15 protein-coding genes are annotated in these 15,220 nt (G+C 69.7%); 8 read left to right on the forward strand and 7 right to left on the reverse strand.

Annotated features, from left to right (window positions below):
- Positions 1-17: 17 nt before the first annotated feature.
- Both VRZ77_RS04205 and VRZ77_RS04210 read right to left on the reverse strand, forming a co-directional pair.
- Positions 18-1,367: an MFS transporter gene (locus VRZ77_RS04205; protein WP_414591412.1), complete on the reverse strand. Its 1,350-nt coding sequence runs from the start codon at positions 1,365-1,367 to the stop codon at positions 18-20.
- A gap of 314 nt (positions 1,368-1,681) precedes the next feature.
- The gene (locus tag VRZ77_RS04210; protein WP_414591413.1) at positions 1,682-2,773 is read right to left on the reverse strand and encodes a bifunctional transcriptional activator/DNA repair enzyme AdaA; all 1,092 of its coding nucleotides are present in this window, start codon (positions 2,771-2,773) and stop codon (positions 1,682-1,684) included.
- Between the two features lie 179 nt (positions 2,774-2,952).
- On the opposite strand from VRZ77_RS04210, the gene VRZ77_RS04215 reads away from it, so the two are divergent.
- The 4 genes from VRZ77_RS04215 (at position 2,953) to VRZ77_RS04230 (ending at position 7,273) form a co-directional block, all read left to right on the forward strand.
- Positions 2,953-4,695 carry an alkaline phosphatase gene (locus tag VRZ77_RS04215; RefSeq protein WP_414591414.1) on the forward strand — a complete coding sequence of 581 codons (1,743 nt, stop codon included), beginning with the start codon at positions 2,953-2,955 and terminating at the stop codon, positions 4,693-4,695.
- Positions 4,696-4,768: 73 nt separating this feature from the next.
- Positions 4,769-5,239 (forward strand): hypothetical protein, encoded by a 471-nt coding sequence (locus VRZ77_RS04220; protein ID WP_414591415.1) that lies wholly within the window; start codon positions 4,769-4,771, stop codon positions 5,237-5,239.
- Between the two features lie 2 nt (positions 5,240-5,241).
- Complete coding sequence (locus VRZ77_RS04225; RefSeq protein WP_414591416.1) at positions 5,242-5,934, forward strand: ABC transporter ATP-binding protein; 693 nt, start codon at positions 5,242-5,244, stop codon at positions 5,932-5,934.
- Positions 5,935-5,938: 4 nt separating this feature from the next.
- The gene (locus VRZ77_RS04230; protein WP_414591417.1) at positions 5,939-7,273 is read left to right on the forward strand and encodes an ABC transporter permease; all 1,335 of its coding nucleotides are present in this window, start codon (positions 5,939-5,941) and stop codon (positions 7,271-7,273) included.
- A 3-nt stretch (positions 7,274-7,276) separates the two neighbouring features.
- Here the strand turns inward: VRZ77_RS04230 and VRZ77_RS04235 are convergent, their stop codons facing one another.
- A complete protein-coding gene (locus VRZ77_RS04235; protein WP_414591418.1) occupies positions 7,277-8,017 on the reverse strand; it encodes an SDR family oxidoreductase in 741 nt (246 codons plus the stop codon).
- 117 nt (positions 8,018-8,134) lie between these two features.
- On the opposite strand from VRZ77_RS04235, the gene VRZ77_RS04240 reads away from it, so the two are divergent.
- Positions 8,135-9,046: a LysR family transcriptional regulator gene (locus VRZ77_RS04240; RefSeq protein ID WP_414591419.1), complete on the forward strand. Its 912-nt coding sequence runs from the start codon at positions 8,135-8,137 to the stop codon at positions 9,044-9,046.
- Here the strand turns inward: VRZ77_RS04240 and VRZ77_RS04245 are convergent.
- Both VRZ77_RS04245 and VRZ77_RS04250 read right to left on the reverse strand, forming a co-directional pair.
- Entirely contained in the window at positions 9,043-9,513 is a 471-nt protein-coding gene (locus VRZ77_RS04245; RefSeq protein WP_414591420.1) for an NUDIX hydrolase, read from the reverse strand. The two genes, VRZ77_RS04240 and VRZ77_RS04245, sit on opposite strands and share 4 nt — an antisense overlap.
- Positions 9,514-9,517: 4 nt before the next feature.
- A complete protein-coding gene (locus VRZ77_RS04250) occupies positions 9,518-10,555 on the reverse strand; it encodes an LLM class flavin-dependent oxidoreductase (RefSeq protein WP_414591421.1) in 1,038 nt (345 codons plus the stop codon).
- A 317-nt stretch (positions 10,556-10,872) separates the two neighbouring features.
- Here VRZ77_RS04250 and VRZ77_RS04255 point away from each other — a divergent pair, with 317 nt between their 5' ends.
- Positions 10,873-11,670, forward strand: coding sequence for a glutamine amidotransferase (locus VRZ77_RS04255; RefSeq protein WP_414591422.1), 798 nt, complete (start codon positions 10,873-10,875; stop codon positions 11,668-11,670).
- An 18-nt stretch (positions 11,671-11,688) separates the two neighbouring features.
- Here the strand turns inward: VRZ77_RS04255 and VRZ77_RS04260 are convergent, their stop codons facing one another.
- Entirely contained in the window at positions 11,689-12,234 is a 546-nt protein-coding gene (locus VRZ77_RS04260; RefSeq protein WP_414591423.1) for a hypothetical protein, read from the reverse strand.
- 92 nt (positions 12,235-12,326) lie between these two features.
- A complete protein-coding gene (locus tag VRZ77_RS04265) occupies positions 12,327-13,055 on the reverse strand; it encodes a class I SAM-dependent methyltransferase (RefSeq protein ID WP_414591424.1) in 729 nt (242 codons plus the stop codon).
- A 259-nt stretch (positions 13,056-13,314) separates the two neighbouring features.
- Here VRZ77_RS04265 and VRZ77_RS04270 point away from each other — a divergent pair, with 259 nt between their 5' ends.
- Both VRZ77_RS04270 and infA read left to right on the forward strand, forming a co-directional pair.
- Positions 13,315-14,775, forward strand: coding sequence for a DEAD/DEAH box helicase (locus VRZ77_RS04270; RefSeq protein ID WP_414591425.1), 1,461 nt, complete (start codon positions 13,315-13,317; stop codon positions 14,773-14,775).
- Between the two features lie 90 nt (positions 14,776-14,865).
- The gene (gene infA, locus VRZ77_RS04275) at positions 14,866-15,147 is read left to right on the forward strand and encodes a translation initiation factor IF-1 (RefSeq protein ID WP_241621349.1); all 282 of its coding nucleotides are present in this window, start codon (positions 14,866-14,868) and stop codon (positions 15,145-15,147) included.
- The last annotated feature ends 73 nt before the right edge of the window (positions 15,148-15,220 follow it).

Consider the following 15,220-nt stretch of genomic DNA (forward strand, 5'->3'; position numbering starts at 1 on the left):
GGGTCGACATCGGGGCGTCAGGCCTCGATGTCGACGTCCTTGGTCTCCGAACCGAGCAGCAGCGCGATCAGGGTGACCAGCGCCATGGCAGAGAGGTAGACGCCGACCCAGAACGGCGAGCCCCCGCCATAGCTCCACAGCGCCACCGCGATGAACGGCGCCACCGCCGCGCCGAGGATCGAGGACACGTTATAGGCAATGCCCGAGCCGGTGTAGCGCACATTGGCCGGGAATAGTTCCGGCAGCAGCGCGCCCATCGGGCCGAAGGTCATGCCCATCAGGCTGAAGCCGATCACCAGCCACGCCATGACGCCGACGAAGCCGGCCGAGAGCAGCGGCACCCAGACCAGCCCGAAGGCGACGATGGCCAGCGTCACCCCGATCAGCGTCGCGCGGCGGCCGTGGCGGTCGGCCCAGGGGCCGGAGGCCATGGTGAAGATGCCGAAGAACACCACGCCGAAGATCATCATCAGCACGAAGCTCGTATAGTCGTAGCCGAGCCCCGGCAGCGCGGCGCCGGCGGCGGCCCGGCCATAGCTGAGCGAGAAGGTGGTCATCAGGTAGAACAGCACATAGGTCGCCAGCATGTAGAACGTGCCGAGCACGACCTCCCTTCCATGGGTGCGGAACACGCTGGCGAGCGGCAGGCTCTTCACCTTGCCGGCCTTCACCGTCTTCTCGAAGGCGGTGCTCTCCACGAGGTTCAGCCGCACCCACAGGCCGACGATCACCATCACCGCCGAGAACAGGAACGGGATGCGCCAGCCCCAGTTCAGGAAGGCGTCGGAGGGGCGCGAGGGGTCCTCCGACGGCAGCACCGCAGCGATGATCAGGAACAGGCCGTTGGCGATGATGAAGCCGAGCGGGGCGCCGAGTTGCGGGAAGGTGCCGAAGATGGCGCGCTTGCCGGGCGGGGCATTCTCGGTGGCGACCAGCGCCGCCCCGCTCCATTCGCCGCCCAGCGCGAAACCCTGCGCGAGGCGCAGCACCACCAGCAGCGCCGGAGCCAGCCAGCCCACCATCGGGAAGGTCGGCAGCGCGCCGATCAGGAAGGTCGCGATGCCCATGGTCAGCAGCGCGCCAACCAGCGTCACCTTGCGCCCGCGCTTGTCGCCGAGATGGCCAAAGAAGATCGCCCCGAGGGGGCGCGCCACCATGGCCGCGCCGAACACCGCGAAGGAGGCGAGCAGCGCGGTGGTCTCGTTGCCGGCCGGAAAGAACAGGTGCGGGAACACCAGCACCGCCGCCGTGGCATAGACGTAGAAGTCGTAGAACTCGATCGTGGTGCCGACGAGGCTCGCGAGAATGACGCGCGAGCGCGGATTGACGGCGGCGGGGGTCGCCGGGGCGGCGAGGGTGACGGACATGGCAACGCTCCGAGAGCAGCGCGGCCGGCAGCCGTCTCGGCCGTCGGGCAGCGCTGCGGGTCCGTGCCGGCAAGCCGGCTCCGGCTTGTCGAAACGAACCCGGCTTGAGGGGTCGGACGCAATCTCCTTGCGGCCACGTCGGGGCCGGCGAACGGAACATGCGTCGCGGGTCGGTTCGAGGCGGCAAGGGCCGCCCGTTTCATGACACCCCTCATATACGCAGGCACCGGGCAAATGAAGCGCGCGCGGCCGCTGAGCCATGCGGCAGGCTCATGACAAAACCCCGTGCGCGCATGGCCGGCGCCGTCCGATACCTAATCCGCGCGAGCCGTACGACCTTCGTCGAAAGCGTGCTCGCGGGCGAGCTGCCGCTCGATCTCGATCAGCTTCTGCTTGCGCCAAAGCCCGCCGCCATAGCCGGTGAGCGAGCCGTCGGCGCCGATGACGCGGTGGCAGGGGATCAGCAGCGCGATCTGGTTGGCGCCGTTGGCACGGGCGACCGCGCGCACGGCGAGCGGCTGGCCCAGCGCCTGCGCGATCTCGGAATAGCTGCGGGTGACCCCGGGCGGGATGGTCATCAGCTCCGCCCACACCGCGCGGGTGAAGGCGCTGCCGTGAAGCGCGAGCGGAATCGAGAACCCGCCCGGCCGCCCGTCGAAATAGCGCGCGAGCTCATCTCCCAGTCGGTCGTGCAGGGCCATGCGGGCGATACCAAGCGTGCCGCGCGCCAGCCCGTTCAGCCGCTTGAGTTCCGCCGGCAGGCCCTTGCGGTCGGCGAACTCCAGGAGATGCAGCCGCTCGGTGTCGCAGATCGCCACCATGGCGCCGAGCGGGGTGTCGAGCCAGTGCGCGGCCAATAAAGGCTCCCGCGACAGCTTGCCCGGCGCCACGCCCGCGAGCCGCGCGAACGCCTCGCGAAAACCTTCGGGCGAGGCGAAGCCGGCTTCCAGCTGCGCGTCGATCACCCGCCCGCCCTCGCCCAGCGTCTGGAAGCCGGCACGCAGCCGCTCCATCCGCGCCATTTCAAGGAACGTCATGCCGAAATGGCGGCGGAAGGCGCGCCGCACCGTGGAGGGATCCAGCCCCATCCGCTCGACATCCTGCTCGCTCCAGCGATAGGCCGGGCGCTGCTCCAGCGCGCCCAGCAGCGTGCGGATCGCGGGATCGCTCTCGGCCGCCGGGGCGAGCGGCGCACAGCGCTTGCAGGCGCGAAAGCCCGCCGCAAGGCATTCCGGCACGCTGGCGAAGAAGCGGCAGTTCTCCGGCTTCGGCTTTCGCGCCGGGCAGGTCAGCCGGCAGAAAATGCCGGTCGAGGTAACGCCGACATAGGCGCGCCCGTCATAGGCGCCGTCGCGCGCGAGCAGGGCCTGATAGAGCACCGGGGCGGGGGGAAGATCGAACAGCATGGCGACAGCCTAGCGCCGCGCGAGACCGCACGTCGCCGGAAATCGGGCGTCTCTTCCGCCCCGGCACGACGGCATGCGCCGGCTGACGCAGGGGCAGTCATCCCGGTGACATGGGCGGGCTTTAGCCAAAGCGCCGATCCGTTACCGCCGATCCATCACCTTCTGGGGAGACCCGCCGGATGCGCTCGCTCATCGCAGCCCTTGCCGCCACCACCTGCCTGTTCTCGGCCGCGCAGGCCGCGACGGTGTACCCGCTCGACCGCGCCACCATCCTCGCCGGCTCGCCCTTCGACCTGAAGGTGGAATTCGACGCCGTGGTGAAGCCGGCGGACGTCACCGTCACCATCAATGGCGAGCCCGCCGCCAAGGTGCTCGGCAAGGATGTCGTGTTCGTCGAGAAGGAGCCCGGCTTCGAGGCCTCCGCCGTTCTGATCCGCGCCGGCGCGATTGCCAAGCCCGGCACCTACACGGTCGAGGCCAAGGCCGGCGCCGAGACCAAGACCGTGAACTGGGAAGTCTACGGCACCCCGGCGACCGCCAAGGCCCGGAACGTCATCTTCTTCCTCGGCGACGGCCTGTCGGTCGCCCACCGCACCGGCGCGCGCCTGATGTCGAAGGGCATGCATGAGGGCAAGGCCGATGGCCGCCTGAACATGGACGGCATTCCGCCGGCCGCCTTCATCGGCACCTCGGCCACCAACGCCATCGCCACCGACAGCGCCAACACCATGTCGGCCTACATGACCGGCCACAAGACCGCGGTGAACGCCATCGGGGTCTATGCCGACCGCACCAAGGACGCGTTCGACGATCCGCGCGTCGAGAACATCGCCGAGGCGCTGCGCCGCACCACCCGGAAGTCGATCGGCATCGTCGCCCCCTCGGAGATCGAGGACGCCACCCCGGCCGCCGTGGTCGCCCACACCCGCCTCCGCTCGGAAAAAGCCGCGGTGGTCGGCCAGATGTTCGCCGTGAAGCCCGAGGTGATCCTCGGCGGCGGCTCGGCCTATTTCCTGCCCAAGAGCACGCCGGGCTCGAAGCGCAAGGACGAGCAGGACTTCATCGCGATGTTCCGGGAGGCCGGCTACGCGCTCGCCACCGACAAGACCGAACTGGCCGCCGCCGCCGGCACCAATTCCGGCAAGATCCTCGGCCTGTTCCACACCGGCAACATGGACACCACGCTCGACCGCGAGTTCCTCAAGAAGGGCACCGTGTCGAAGTTCCCGAACCAGCCCGGCCTCGTCGAGATGACCAAGGTCGCGCTCGGCGAACTCTCCAAGAACCCCGAGGGCTTCTTCCTGATGGTCGAGGGCTCCTCGATCGACAAGATGTCCCACCCGATGGACTGGGACCGCGCGCTCGTCGAGACCATCGAGTTCGACCAGGCGATCGGCGCCGCGCTCGATTTCGCCAAGACCCATCCCGACACGCTGATCGTCGTCACCGGCGACCACACCCACGGCGTGGCGATTGTCGGCACGGTGGACGACGACAAGCCGGGCACCGAAATGCGCGAGAAGGTCGGCGTCTATGCCGATGCCGGCTTCCCGAACTATGAGGACAAGAACGGCGACGGCTATCCCGACCGCATCGACGTCTCGCGCCGCCTGATGCTGTTCGCCAACAACTTCCCCGACTATTACGAAACCTTCCGCCCCAAGCTGGATGGCCCGTTCGAGCCGGCGGTGCAGAACGAGAAGAAGGAATACGTTGCCAACCAGGCTTACAAGGATGTCCCCGGCGCCGTGCTGCGTGAGGGCAACCTTCCCCGCTCCAGCGACACCGCCGTCCATGCCGTTGACGACGTGGTGCTGCAGGTCACCGGCCCCGGCGCCGAGGGCTTCCGCGGCTACATGGAGCAGAGCGACGTCTACCGCGTGCTGATGGAAGTCATGGCGGTCGGCCCGCAGGCCGACTGACGCCGCCCGCTCATTCCACGTCAGCGCGGCCCGGAGGACAATGCCGGGCCGCGACCCGTTCAGGAGCCACGGTATGAGCCCGCATAGTCTCTCGCGCCGTCTCGTGCTGGGCGGAGCCGGCATCGTGCTTTCCGGCCTGCTGACGCCCATTTTGCCCTGCGCGGCGGCTCGCGCCGCGGACACGCTCGACTTCGACGAGCTCTATGGCTCGGTCAGCGTGCTCGGCCTCACCTTCTCCGACAAGGTCAAGGCGCTGGCCGGCCGCGAAGTGGCGATGCAGGGCTACATGGCACCGCCGCTCAAGGCTGAGGCGGATTTCTTCGTGCTCACCGAAATCCCGATGTCGATCTGCCCGTTCTGTTCTTCCGATGCCGACTGGCCGGACAATATCGTCGTGGTCTATCTCGAACGCGCGCAGACCTTCGAGCAGGCCAATGCGCTGATCGAGGTGCGCGGCACGCTCGAGGTCGGCTCGCGGACCGACCCGGCGACCGGATTCGTGAGCCGGCTGCGCATCGTCGGCGCCAGCTTCGCGACGGCCTGACCATGAACGTCGCCGCCATGTCGGACCCCGCCCACGCCCTTACCCTGCGTGATGTCGAAGTGCGCTTCCCCGGCCTCGAACGGCCGGCGCTGTCGGCGCCGGCGCTCGATCTCGGATCTGGCGAGCAGGTCGCGCTCACCGGGCCGTCCGGCTCGGGCAAGACCACCTTCCTCAACATCGTCACCGGGCTGGAGCGCCCCGGCTCCGGGGCGGTGCTGTGGAGCGGCGTTGATCTCGCGCGGCTTTCCGAAGGCAAGCGCGACCACTGGCGCGCCCGCCATGTCGGGCTGGTGATGCAGGACTTCCACCTGTTTCCCGGCCTTTCCGCGCTCGACAATGTCTTGCTCCCGCAGCGGCTTTTCCATTTCCGCCTGCCACCCGGCGCGGCGGGGGAGGCCGCGCGGCTTCTGAACCGCGTCGGCATCGCGCGCCACGACCAGCGCATCGAAACCCTCTCGCGCGGGCAGATGCAGCGCGTCGCGGTGGCGCGCGCTCTGGCGGCGCATCCGCGCATCATCGTCGCCGACGAGCCGACCGCCAGCCTCGATGACGCGTCCGGCGCGGCGGTATCCGATCTGCTGCTGGAACTCGCCCATGAGGCCGCCGCCACGCTGATCGTCGCGACCCACGATCCCCGCCTCGTCGCCCGGCTCGGCCGCACGTTGCGGCTGGAATCCGGCCTCGTGAAGGAGTGAGCGCATGTTCGGGTTCATCGCGGCCGACCTGCGACGCCATTGGGCGGGGGCGCTCGCCGTCGTACTCATCGTCGCCTTCGCCACCGCGCTCGGCGTGGTGGTCACGCTACAGGAACGCGCGCTGCGGCTCGGCAGCGCGCGGGCGGCCCAGGCCTTCGACCTCGTGGTCGGCGCGCCGGGCAGCGAGACCCAGCTCGTGCTTTCCGCCGTGTTCCTGCAGGCGGCGCCGCTGCCTCTGATGGACGGCGAGGTGCTGGCCGGGCTGATCGCCGATCCGCGCGTCGCCTATGCCGCGCCGGTCGGCTTCGGCGACTTCTATGAGCGCCAGCCCATCGTCGGCACCACGCAAGCGCTGGTGGACGGGCTCGGCGGACTTTCCTCGGGACGCCCTTTCGCGCGGCTGGACGAGGCGGTGATCGGCGCCGGAGTCAATCTGCGCGAGGGCGATGCGATCAAGCCTCAGCACGGCCTCGTCGAACAGGGCGGCCACGTCCATGCCGGCGCGGCCTATCGCATCGTCGGACGGATGAAGCCGACCGGCACGCCATGGGACCGCGCGCTGCTGGTGCCGATCGAGGCGGTGTGGCGGGTCCACGGGCAGCATGCCAAAGATCATGAAGGACACGACCATGAGGGGCATGACCACGACGGGCATGACCACGATGTCGGGGACGACGACACGCACGAGCCTGCCGAACCCGCCCCGGTTCGGGCGAGCGAGCACGCCGACGGCGACCATGATCATGACGAGGCCGACGGGCTCGACGCCCCCATCGATCCCGGCGCCGCCGCCGATCCCCATGCGCCCGGCGTGCCGGCGATCCTGGTCAAGCCGCGAACCATCGCCGATGCCTACAGGCTGCGGCAGGCCTATCGTTCCGATCACACGCTCGCCGTGTTCCCGGCCGAGGTGCTGACCCGGCTGTACGGAACGCTCGGCGATGCCCGCCTTGTGCTCGGCGCGGTAGCCGCCGGGGCGCAGGCGCTGGTCGGCGCGGCGATCCTTCTGGTGGTGATCCTGCATATTGGCCAGCGCCGCCGGCAGATCGGCGCGCTGCGCGCCTTCGGAGCGCCGCGCCTCGCCGTGTGCGCCATTGTCTGGCTGGAGGCATTCGCGCTGATCGCGGCCGGCCTCGTCGCCGGCTTCGCGCTGGGCTTCGTCGGCGCCCGCGCGCTCTCCGCTCTACTCGCCGGAATGAGCGGCGTGCCGCTGCCGGTGGAATTCGCCGGGGCGGACCTCTCGCGCTTTGCCCTGCTGCTGGCAATCAGCGCGCTGGTCTCGGCGGTTCCGGCACTCAGCGCCTATCGCCAGTCGCCGGCCGCCGCGCTACGGGGCTGATGCTCACACCATGCCGCCATTGGCGCGCAGCACCTGCCCGTTCACCCAGCTGCCGTCCGGCCCGACCAGCAGCGAGACCACGCCGGCAATGTCCTCCGGCGTGCCGAGGCGCTCCATCGGGTTGAGCTTGGCGAGGCGGTCGATCAGTTCCGGGCTCTTGCCGTGGAGGAACAGCTCGGTCGCCACCGGGCCGGGCGCCACTGCGTTGACGCGGATCGAGCGGCCGCGCATCTCCTTGGACATGACGGCGGTCATCGCCTCCACCGCCGCCTTGGTGGCGCAGTAAACCGCGTAGTTCTCCATCCGCAGGCCGATGACGCTGGAGGAGAAATTCACCACGCTGCCGCCGGCTCGCAGCCGCCGCGCGGCTTCGCGCATCACGTTGAACGTGCCCTTCACATTGATCGAGAACTGGCGGTCGAACGCTTCGTCCGTCACCTCCGCCAGCGGGGCGAGCGTCATCACGCCGGCATTGTTCACCACCACGTCGACCCCACCGAACGCGGCCTCCACCTTGTTAAACATCGCGCCGACGGCGGCGGGATCGCTGACATCGGCCTGCACCGCGAGCGCCCGCCCGCCGCGCGCCTCGATGGCGCCGGCCACCTTTTCGGCGGCGGCGGCGCTGCCGGCAGAGTTGACGATGACGGCATAGCCGTCACGCGCGAGCCGGTCGGCCACCGCGGCGCCGATGCCGCGCGAGGCGCCGGTGACGATGGCCACCTTGTTCTGAAGCTGGGTCATGATCCGTCTCCCATAACCGCGCTGTCTGCGCGGGTGATGGCGCTAACATGCCCATTGGACCTGATCGCATAATCATGCACTATCCGGCATCATTATCCGGCGTTTGCGAAAAATCCGATGGACCGTCTCGAAGCCATGCAGGTGTTCACGCGGGTGGTGGCGCGGCGCAGCTTCACCCTCGCGGCGCAGGATGTCGGCCTGCCGCGCTCGACCGTCACCGACGCGGTGAAGCAGCTCGAAGCCCGGCTCGGCGTGCGCCTCATCAACCGCACCACCCGTCATGTCAGCCCGACGCTGGACGGCGAGGCCTACCACCGGCGCTGCCTCGCCATCCTTGCCGATATCGAGGAGGCGGAAGGCGCCTTTGCCGGCGCCCGCCCGCGCGGCCTGCTGCGGGTCGATGTCCATGGCACCCTCGCCCGGCATTTCCTGCTGCCGGGCCTGCCGGACTTCCTCGCAGCCTATCCCGAGCTGGAACTGCAGATGAGCGAGGGCGACCGGCTGGTTGATCTGGTGCGCGAGGGCATCGACTGCGTGCTGCGCGTCGGCGAGCTGGCGGATAGCGACATGATCGCCCGGCGCGTCGCGCTGCTGGAGGAGGCCACCTGCGCCGCCCCCGCCTATCTCGAACGACACGGCACGCCGCGCCGCATCGACGAGCTGGACGGGCATGTCATGGTCGGCTTCCGGTCCTCGGCCACCGCCGCGATCATCCCGCTGGAATTCGTCGAGGACGGCCGAACCCGCCACATCACCCTCCCCGCCACCGTGACGGTGAACGGCGCGGACAGCCTTTATGCCGCCGCCCGCCTAGGGCTCGGCATCATCCAGGCGCCGCGCTACCGCTTCGCGGAGGATTTTGCCAACGGCGCGCTGGTGCCGCTGCTCACCGACACGCCGCCCAGCCCGACGCCGGTAAGCCTGCTCTATCCGCGCGACCGCCAGCTCTCGCCGCGGGTGCGGGTGTTCATCGATTGGGTGATCCGTGAATTCGCGGCGCGCAACCCGCGCAGCGGCCCGATCGGCTAATCCACGCCGTGCCGCGCCAGCAGCGCCTTGAGGCCGGTGGGAAACAGCGCCGGCCCTTCGCCGTCGAGCACCTCCGGCTCGTACCAGCGGGCAAGGCACGGCTCCCCGCCATCCTCTTCAAACGCGACCGCCTCGATCCCTGCCAGCGCGCCGGGCGGCAGGGCGACATCGGCGACGAACACCACCTCATGGCCGGTGGCGCCCTCATGGCTGAAGATGTTCTCCAGCACCGCGAGACAGGGCCCGATGCTCACCTCCAGCCCCAGCTCCTCGCGGAACTCGCGGCTCAGCGCCTCCTGCCAGCGCTCGCCGAACGCGACGCCGCCGCCGAGTGGGCGCACGCCCTTGAGCGCGCCGGCATCGTCGCGCACCTCGGCCGCCAGCAGCCGGCCCTCGCGCCAGACCAGCCCGATCGCGACCACGCGGATGTGGGATTTCGGCCGCCAGGCGCTCGTCGCCGGGGTCATGTCGTCAGCCTTCCGCCAGCATCTCGCGCACCAGCGGCATGACGCGGGTGCCGTACAGCTCGACGCAGCGCATGAGCTGGCGATGCGGCATCGGGCCGGCGCTGTATTTCAGGTCGAAGCGCGAGAGGTCGAGCGCCTTCGCGGTCGCCGCGATGCGACGCGCCACGCTTTCCGGCGCGCCGACATAGAGCGATCCCTGCGTAGCCTCCCGCTCGAAGGCGTCGCGCTCCATGGGCGGCCAGCCGCGCTCGGCGCCGATCTTGTCGTGCATGCGCTTGTAATGCGGCCACAGCTCCTCGCGGGCCTGCTCGTCGCTGTCGGCGATGTAGCCGGGCGAATGCACGCCGATCGGCTGCACCTGCGTGCCGAGCTGGGCGAAGGCGCGCTGGTAGAGATCGACATAGGGCTGGAACCGCGCCGGGTTGCCGCCGATGATCGCCAGCATCAGCGGCAGGCCGTAGCGCGCCGCGCGCACCACCGATTCCGGGCTGCCGCCGACCCCGATCCAGGTCTTGAGCGTGCCATGCTCGATCGGCGGAAAGACGCTCTGGTTCTCCAGCGGGGCGCGCGTCGTGCCGCGCCACGTCACCGGCCCGCCCTTCAGCAGCGCCGCGAACAGATCGAGCTTCTCGGTGAACAGCGTCTCGTACTGATCGAGCGGAAACCCGAACAGCGGGAAGGATTCGGTGAAGGAGCCGCGCCCGAGAATCACCTCGGCCCGGCCATTCGACACGGCGTCGAGCGTCGAGAAGCGCTGGAACACCCGCACCGGCTCGTCGGAGGACAGCACGGTGACCGCCGAGCCGAGCCGGATACGCGTGGTGCGCGCGGCAATCGCCGCCAGCACCATTTCCGGCGAGGACACCGCGAAATCGGCACGGTGATGCTCGCCCACCCCGATGAAATCGACGCCGAGCTGATCGGCCAGCACCGCCTGCTCCACCAGATCGCGGATCACCTGCGCGTGCGGCAGCATCTGCCCGTCCGCGCCAAGCGTGACGTCGCCGAACGTGTCGAGCCCGAGTTCCAGATGCCGTGCCATGCCGTGTCGATCTCCTGAGGACCGGCAGCCGGCGCCGGTTCCGCCGCGCGGAGGTAAAGCGCGCCCACAGCTTTCGCAACCGCCCGGCGCCTTCCGCGAGCCCCCATCTTCCACACGATAAAGTGACGCGCCGGGAAGGCGACCACCCTCACCCGCGCCCCGCGCGCCGACACTGGTACTGCGATGCAACAGAGGCGCTGCCATGCGCGTCGCGCGGGTGGCGAAGCCTTGAAAGCCGGGAAAATCCGTGGCGTCATCGCGAGATGGCCGCCGCATCGCCGGATTCGCCGGCCGCCGCCAACCCGCGACGGAGCCGAATGCCCGAAACCGCCTCGTCCCCCTCGGTCCTGATCGTGCTTCATCAGGAGCACTCCTCTCCCGGACGATTGGGCCGCCTGCTGGTCGAACGCGGCTACCGGCTGGACATTCGCCGCCCCTGCCTTGGCGATCCGCTGCCCGACACCATGGATGAGCACGTCGGCGCCGTGATCTTCGGTGGGCCGCAGAGCGCCAATGACTGCCACGATTATGTACGCGCCGAGATCGACTGGATCGGCGTGCCGCTAAAGTCGGGCAAGCCCTATCTCGGCATTTGCCTCGGCGCCCAGATGCTGGCGCGCCATCTCGGCGCCCGCGTCGCCCCCCATCCGGAAGGGCTGGTGGAGATCGGCTACTACCCGATCCGCGCCACGCAGGCCGGCACCGCGCTGCTCGCCGCCAATGGCGCGAGCGCGAATGGCCGTGCCGCGCGAGTCCGGCAGAGGTCGCGTGGCGCTCCCCGTGAGGCATCCTCCTGGCCCGATCACGTCTATCACTGGCATCGCGAGGGCTTCGACCTCGCCGCGGGTGCCGAGCTGCTGGCGACCGGCGACAGCTTTCCCAACCAGGCGTTCCGCTATGGCCCGGCCGCCTTCGGCATCCAGTTCCACCCGGAAGTGACGCATCACATGATGTGCCGCTGGACCGTTCGGGGCAGCGAGCGGCTGGACCTGCCGGGCGCCCGTCCGCGCCGCGCCCATTTCACCGACCGGCTGCAACACGACACCCGGATCCGGCTCTGGCTCGACGATTTCCTCGACCACTGGCTGGCGGGCGGCGCCTCCCGCGCAGCGTGACGGCTCAGGGGTGACGGCTCAGATCGGCCGCACCACGATGTCCATGGCGCGCAGATCGTTATAGAGCTTCACGTTCAGCGCATAGGGCCACCAGTCGAACAGCAGGATTTCGATCGGCCGCCACAGCCCGACCCAGCCGGCGATGACCGCGCCCTCGACCAGGAAGCGGCCGGCAAGGCTTTCCGAGCCGATCAGCTTTTCGATCACGCCCGCGAGCCCGATGCACACGGCGAGAAACAGCACGCCGACCGCCAGCGCGCGCAGCCCGTCGGCGCGCACCTCGGCGAGTTTGCGCCGGGAATATTGCACATGCTTGTCGCAGTAGCTGGCCAGCGCCTCGGCGATGCGCGGGGTCAGCGCGGTGGTCTGCGCGCCGGCCGGCACATGCAGCGTGGCGCGCACCCGGCGGCGGCGCCAGATGCGCCCGGCGCGCAGCACGTCGATGATCTGGTCGATGCCGGCCTCGTCGATATGCTCGCCCTCGAACGGATCGATCTCGGGTGTCGCGAAGAAATTGCGGAGGTCGCGCAGGTGGATGTCGAGTTCGAGCGTGTGGTCGGCCATGATTGCCCTGCGCTGCCTGCCCGGCCGGGTCTGCCCGGCCGGAGTTCTATGGCACCTCCTGATAGCAGAGCACCGGAGGGCTGGCGATGCGCCTATCCGCCGATCGCCTGCGGCGCCAGCACCGGCTGGAGCACGCGCAGCCGCGCCCGCCGCTTCACCGCCACCGGCTTATAGACCTGCTTGGCGGCCTCGACGATGTGCACCCCCGAGAACGGCAGGGAGAGCGTCGCGCCCGCGCGCTCCCAGGCCACCGCCGTGCGCAGGAACCAGCTCCGCGTCACCGGCGGCATGTACAGCGCCTCGCTCCAGCCGACCGGGGTGAACAGCGCCTCGCGCAGCAGGTCGGTGATCTGCGTGCGCGAGAACGGGCGGCCATGGCCGAAGGGGTTGTTGTCGACCCGTGCCCACACGCCGCGCCGGTTCGGCACCACGCAGAGCAGCCGCCCGCCCGGAGCCAGCACGCGCCACACCTCGCGCAGCACCTCCTCGGCGTCCGGCGTGTTTTCCAATAGATGCACCGCAATCACGCGGTCGATGGCAGCGGTCGGCAGCGGCAGCTCGCATTCGTCGACCAGCGCCGCCAGCGTCGGCGCGGCGGAAGGCCAGCGCGTCACCCCCTGCGCGCCGGGCATGAAGGCGAGCGCGCGCTCGCACTCCTCGCGGAACACGCCGAGATAGGGCGTCGCGTAGCCGATGCCGAGCACGGAGAGCCCGCGCACATTGTCGAAGCGCGCACGAATGCCGCGCGCCACCAGCCGGCGCGTGACCACGCCGAGCGGCTGGGCATAGAAGCTGCGAAGGTCGACGACATCGGGAAACATGGCTTCAGCCTATAACGCGCGCCGTGACGCCTTGAAATCAACACGTATTTAGGCCACATAGCGGTTCGTACGGGAAATTGCCCGTATCCGGGGCCGCGTCGCTCGATTTCCGCTTCGGCAAAGGCCAGCCCGGCCAGCCGCCGCAGCAGACTTCTGCCCTTCATCATCAGCCTATCGCCGACGTCCCAGGCTGCGCGGGGTGTCCAACACCCCCGATGCGTGCCGCGCATGCCGTTCCGGCGTGCGGGCGCCATCACCCATGAAAGAACGCTACTTGACCAGTTTCGCTGAGCTCGGCCTTGCCGAACCGATTCTGCAGGCCCTCAAAGAGGCCAACCATTCCACCCCCACGCCGATCCAGGCCCAGGCTGTTCCGCAGGTTCTCGCGGGCCGCGACCTGATCGGCATCGCGCAGACCGGCACCGGCAAGACCGCTGCCTTCGCCCTGCCGATCCTCAACCACCTCGTCACCGAGCGCCGCCGCCCGGAGCGCCGCTCCGCGCGCGTTCTGGTGCTGAGCCCGACCCGCGAGCTCTCCGGCCAGATCCTCGAAAGCTTCCGGCTCTACGGCAAGCATGTGCGCCCCTCCACCGCGCTCGCCATTGGCGGCGTCCCGCTCGGGCGCCAGGCCCGCGCGCTGATGAACGGCATCGACATCCTCGTCGCCACGCCGGGCCGCCTCGTCGACCTGGTGGAGAACGACGCGGTGCGCCTCGACCAGATCGAGGTGTTCGTGCTCGATGAAGCCGACCAGATGCTGGATATGGGCTTCATCCACGCCATCCGCGCCATCGTCGCCAAGCTGCCGGCCAAGCGCCGCAACCTGTTCTTCTCGGCCACCATGCCGAAGGAGATCGAGAAGCTCGCCGACCAGCTGCTGACCAACCCGGCCCGCGTCGCGGTGACCCCGGTCGCCAAGACTGCCGACAAGATCGAGCAGAAGGTGTTCTTCACCGACCGCGCCGGCAAGCCGGACCTGCTGATCGAGGTGCTCTCCGACGCCAGCGTCGATCGCGCCCTGGTGTTCTCGCGCACCAAGCACGGCGCCGACCGCGTGGTGAAGGGCCTGGTGACCGCCGGCATCAATGCCGAGGCGATCCACGGCAACAAGTCGCAGCCGCAGCGCGAGCGCGCGCTGGCCGCCTTCCGCGAAGGCAAGGTCAAGGTACTGGTGGCGACCGACATCGCCGCGCGCGGCATCGACGTGCCGGGCGTGAGCCATGTCGTGAACTACGACCTGCCGAACATCCCGGAGAGCTATGTCCACCGCATCGGCCGCACCGCGCGCGCCGGCGCCGACGGCATCGCCATCTCGCTGTGCGACGGCGAGGAGCGCGCCTTCCTGCGTGACATCGAGCGGCTGATCAAGATCACCATCCCCTCGGCGGACCGTCGCGGCGAGCCGCGCCGCGCCACCGGCTTCAACAGCCCGCGCGAGGAGCAGCCCCGCCGTGACGGCGAGCGCTCCTCGCGTCCGGGCGGTGCCCGTGGCCCGCGCAACCGTCCGGAATATCGCGGCGGTGAGAACCGTGGCGGCGAACAGCGCGCGGCCGGCGAGCCGCGCGGCGAGCGCCCGCGTCACGAGGGGCATCGTCCCGACGCGCACCGCAATGACGGCCACCGTCACGAGGGTGCCCGTCACGAGGGCCGGCGCGACGGCGCTCCGCGTGGCGAGCGGCGCAGCGACGGATCGCAGAAAAGCTTCCGCCCCGCGCGTTGAGGAAGACAAAGCGGCGTCGTCAGGGTATTGCCCTGACGACAGGCCGCCAGAAGCCCAAAGCCTGAAGGGACTTTACGAGGAGAGCCAGGAATGGCGAAAGAGGAACTGCTCGAGTTCGACGGCACCGTGACCGAGGTGCTGCCCGACGGAAACTTCCGCGTCGTGCTCGATAACGAACATGAAATTCTCGCCTATGCGGCGGGGAAGATGAAGAAGAACCGCATCCGCACCATCGTCGGCGACCGCGTGGTCGTCGAGATGTCGCCCTACGATCTGGAGCGCGGCCGCATCAACTTCCGCCACAAGACCGGCGGCCCGACCCCGCCGCCCGGCAGCGGCCAGCGCCGTCCGCCTCCCGGCCGCCGCCGCTGAGCGCTTTCGCCCCGCGCGCCGCGCCGGCCGGCGGGCGCTCCGACAGCGGGGCGCCTGCGGAATGATGGGCGGT

It is taken from the genome of Ancylobacter sp. G4_0304 (assembly GCF_047501495.1).
GTDB lineage: Bacteria > Pseudomonadota > Alphaproteobacteria > Rhizobiales > Xanthobacteraceae > Ancylobacter.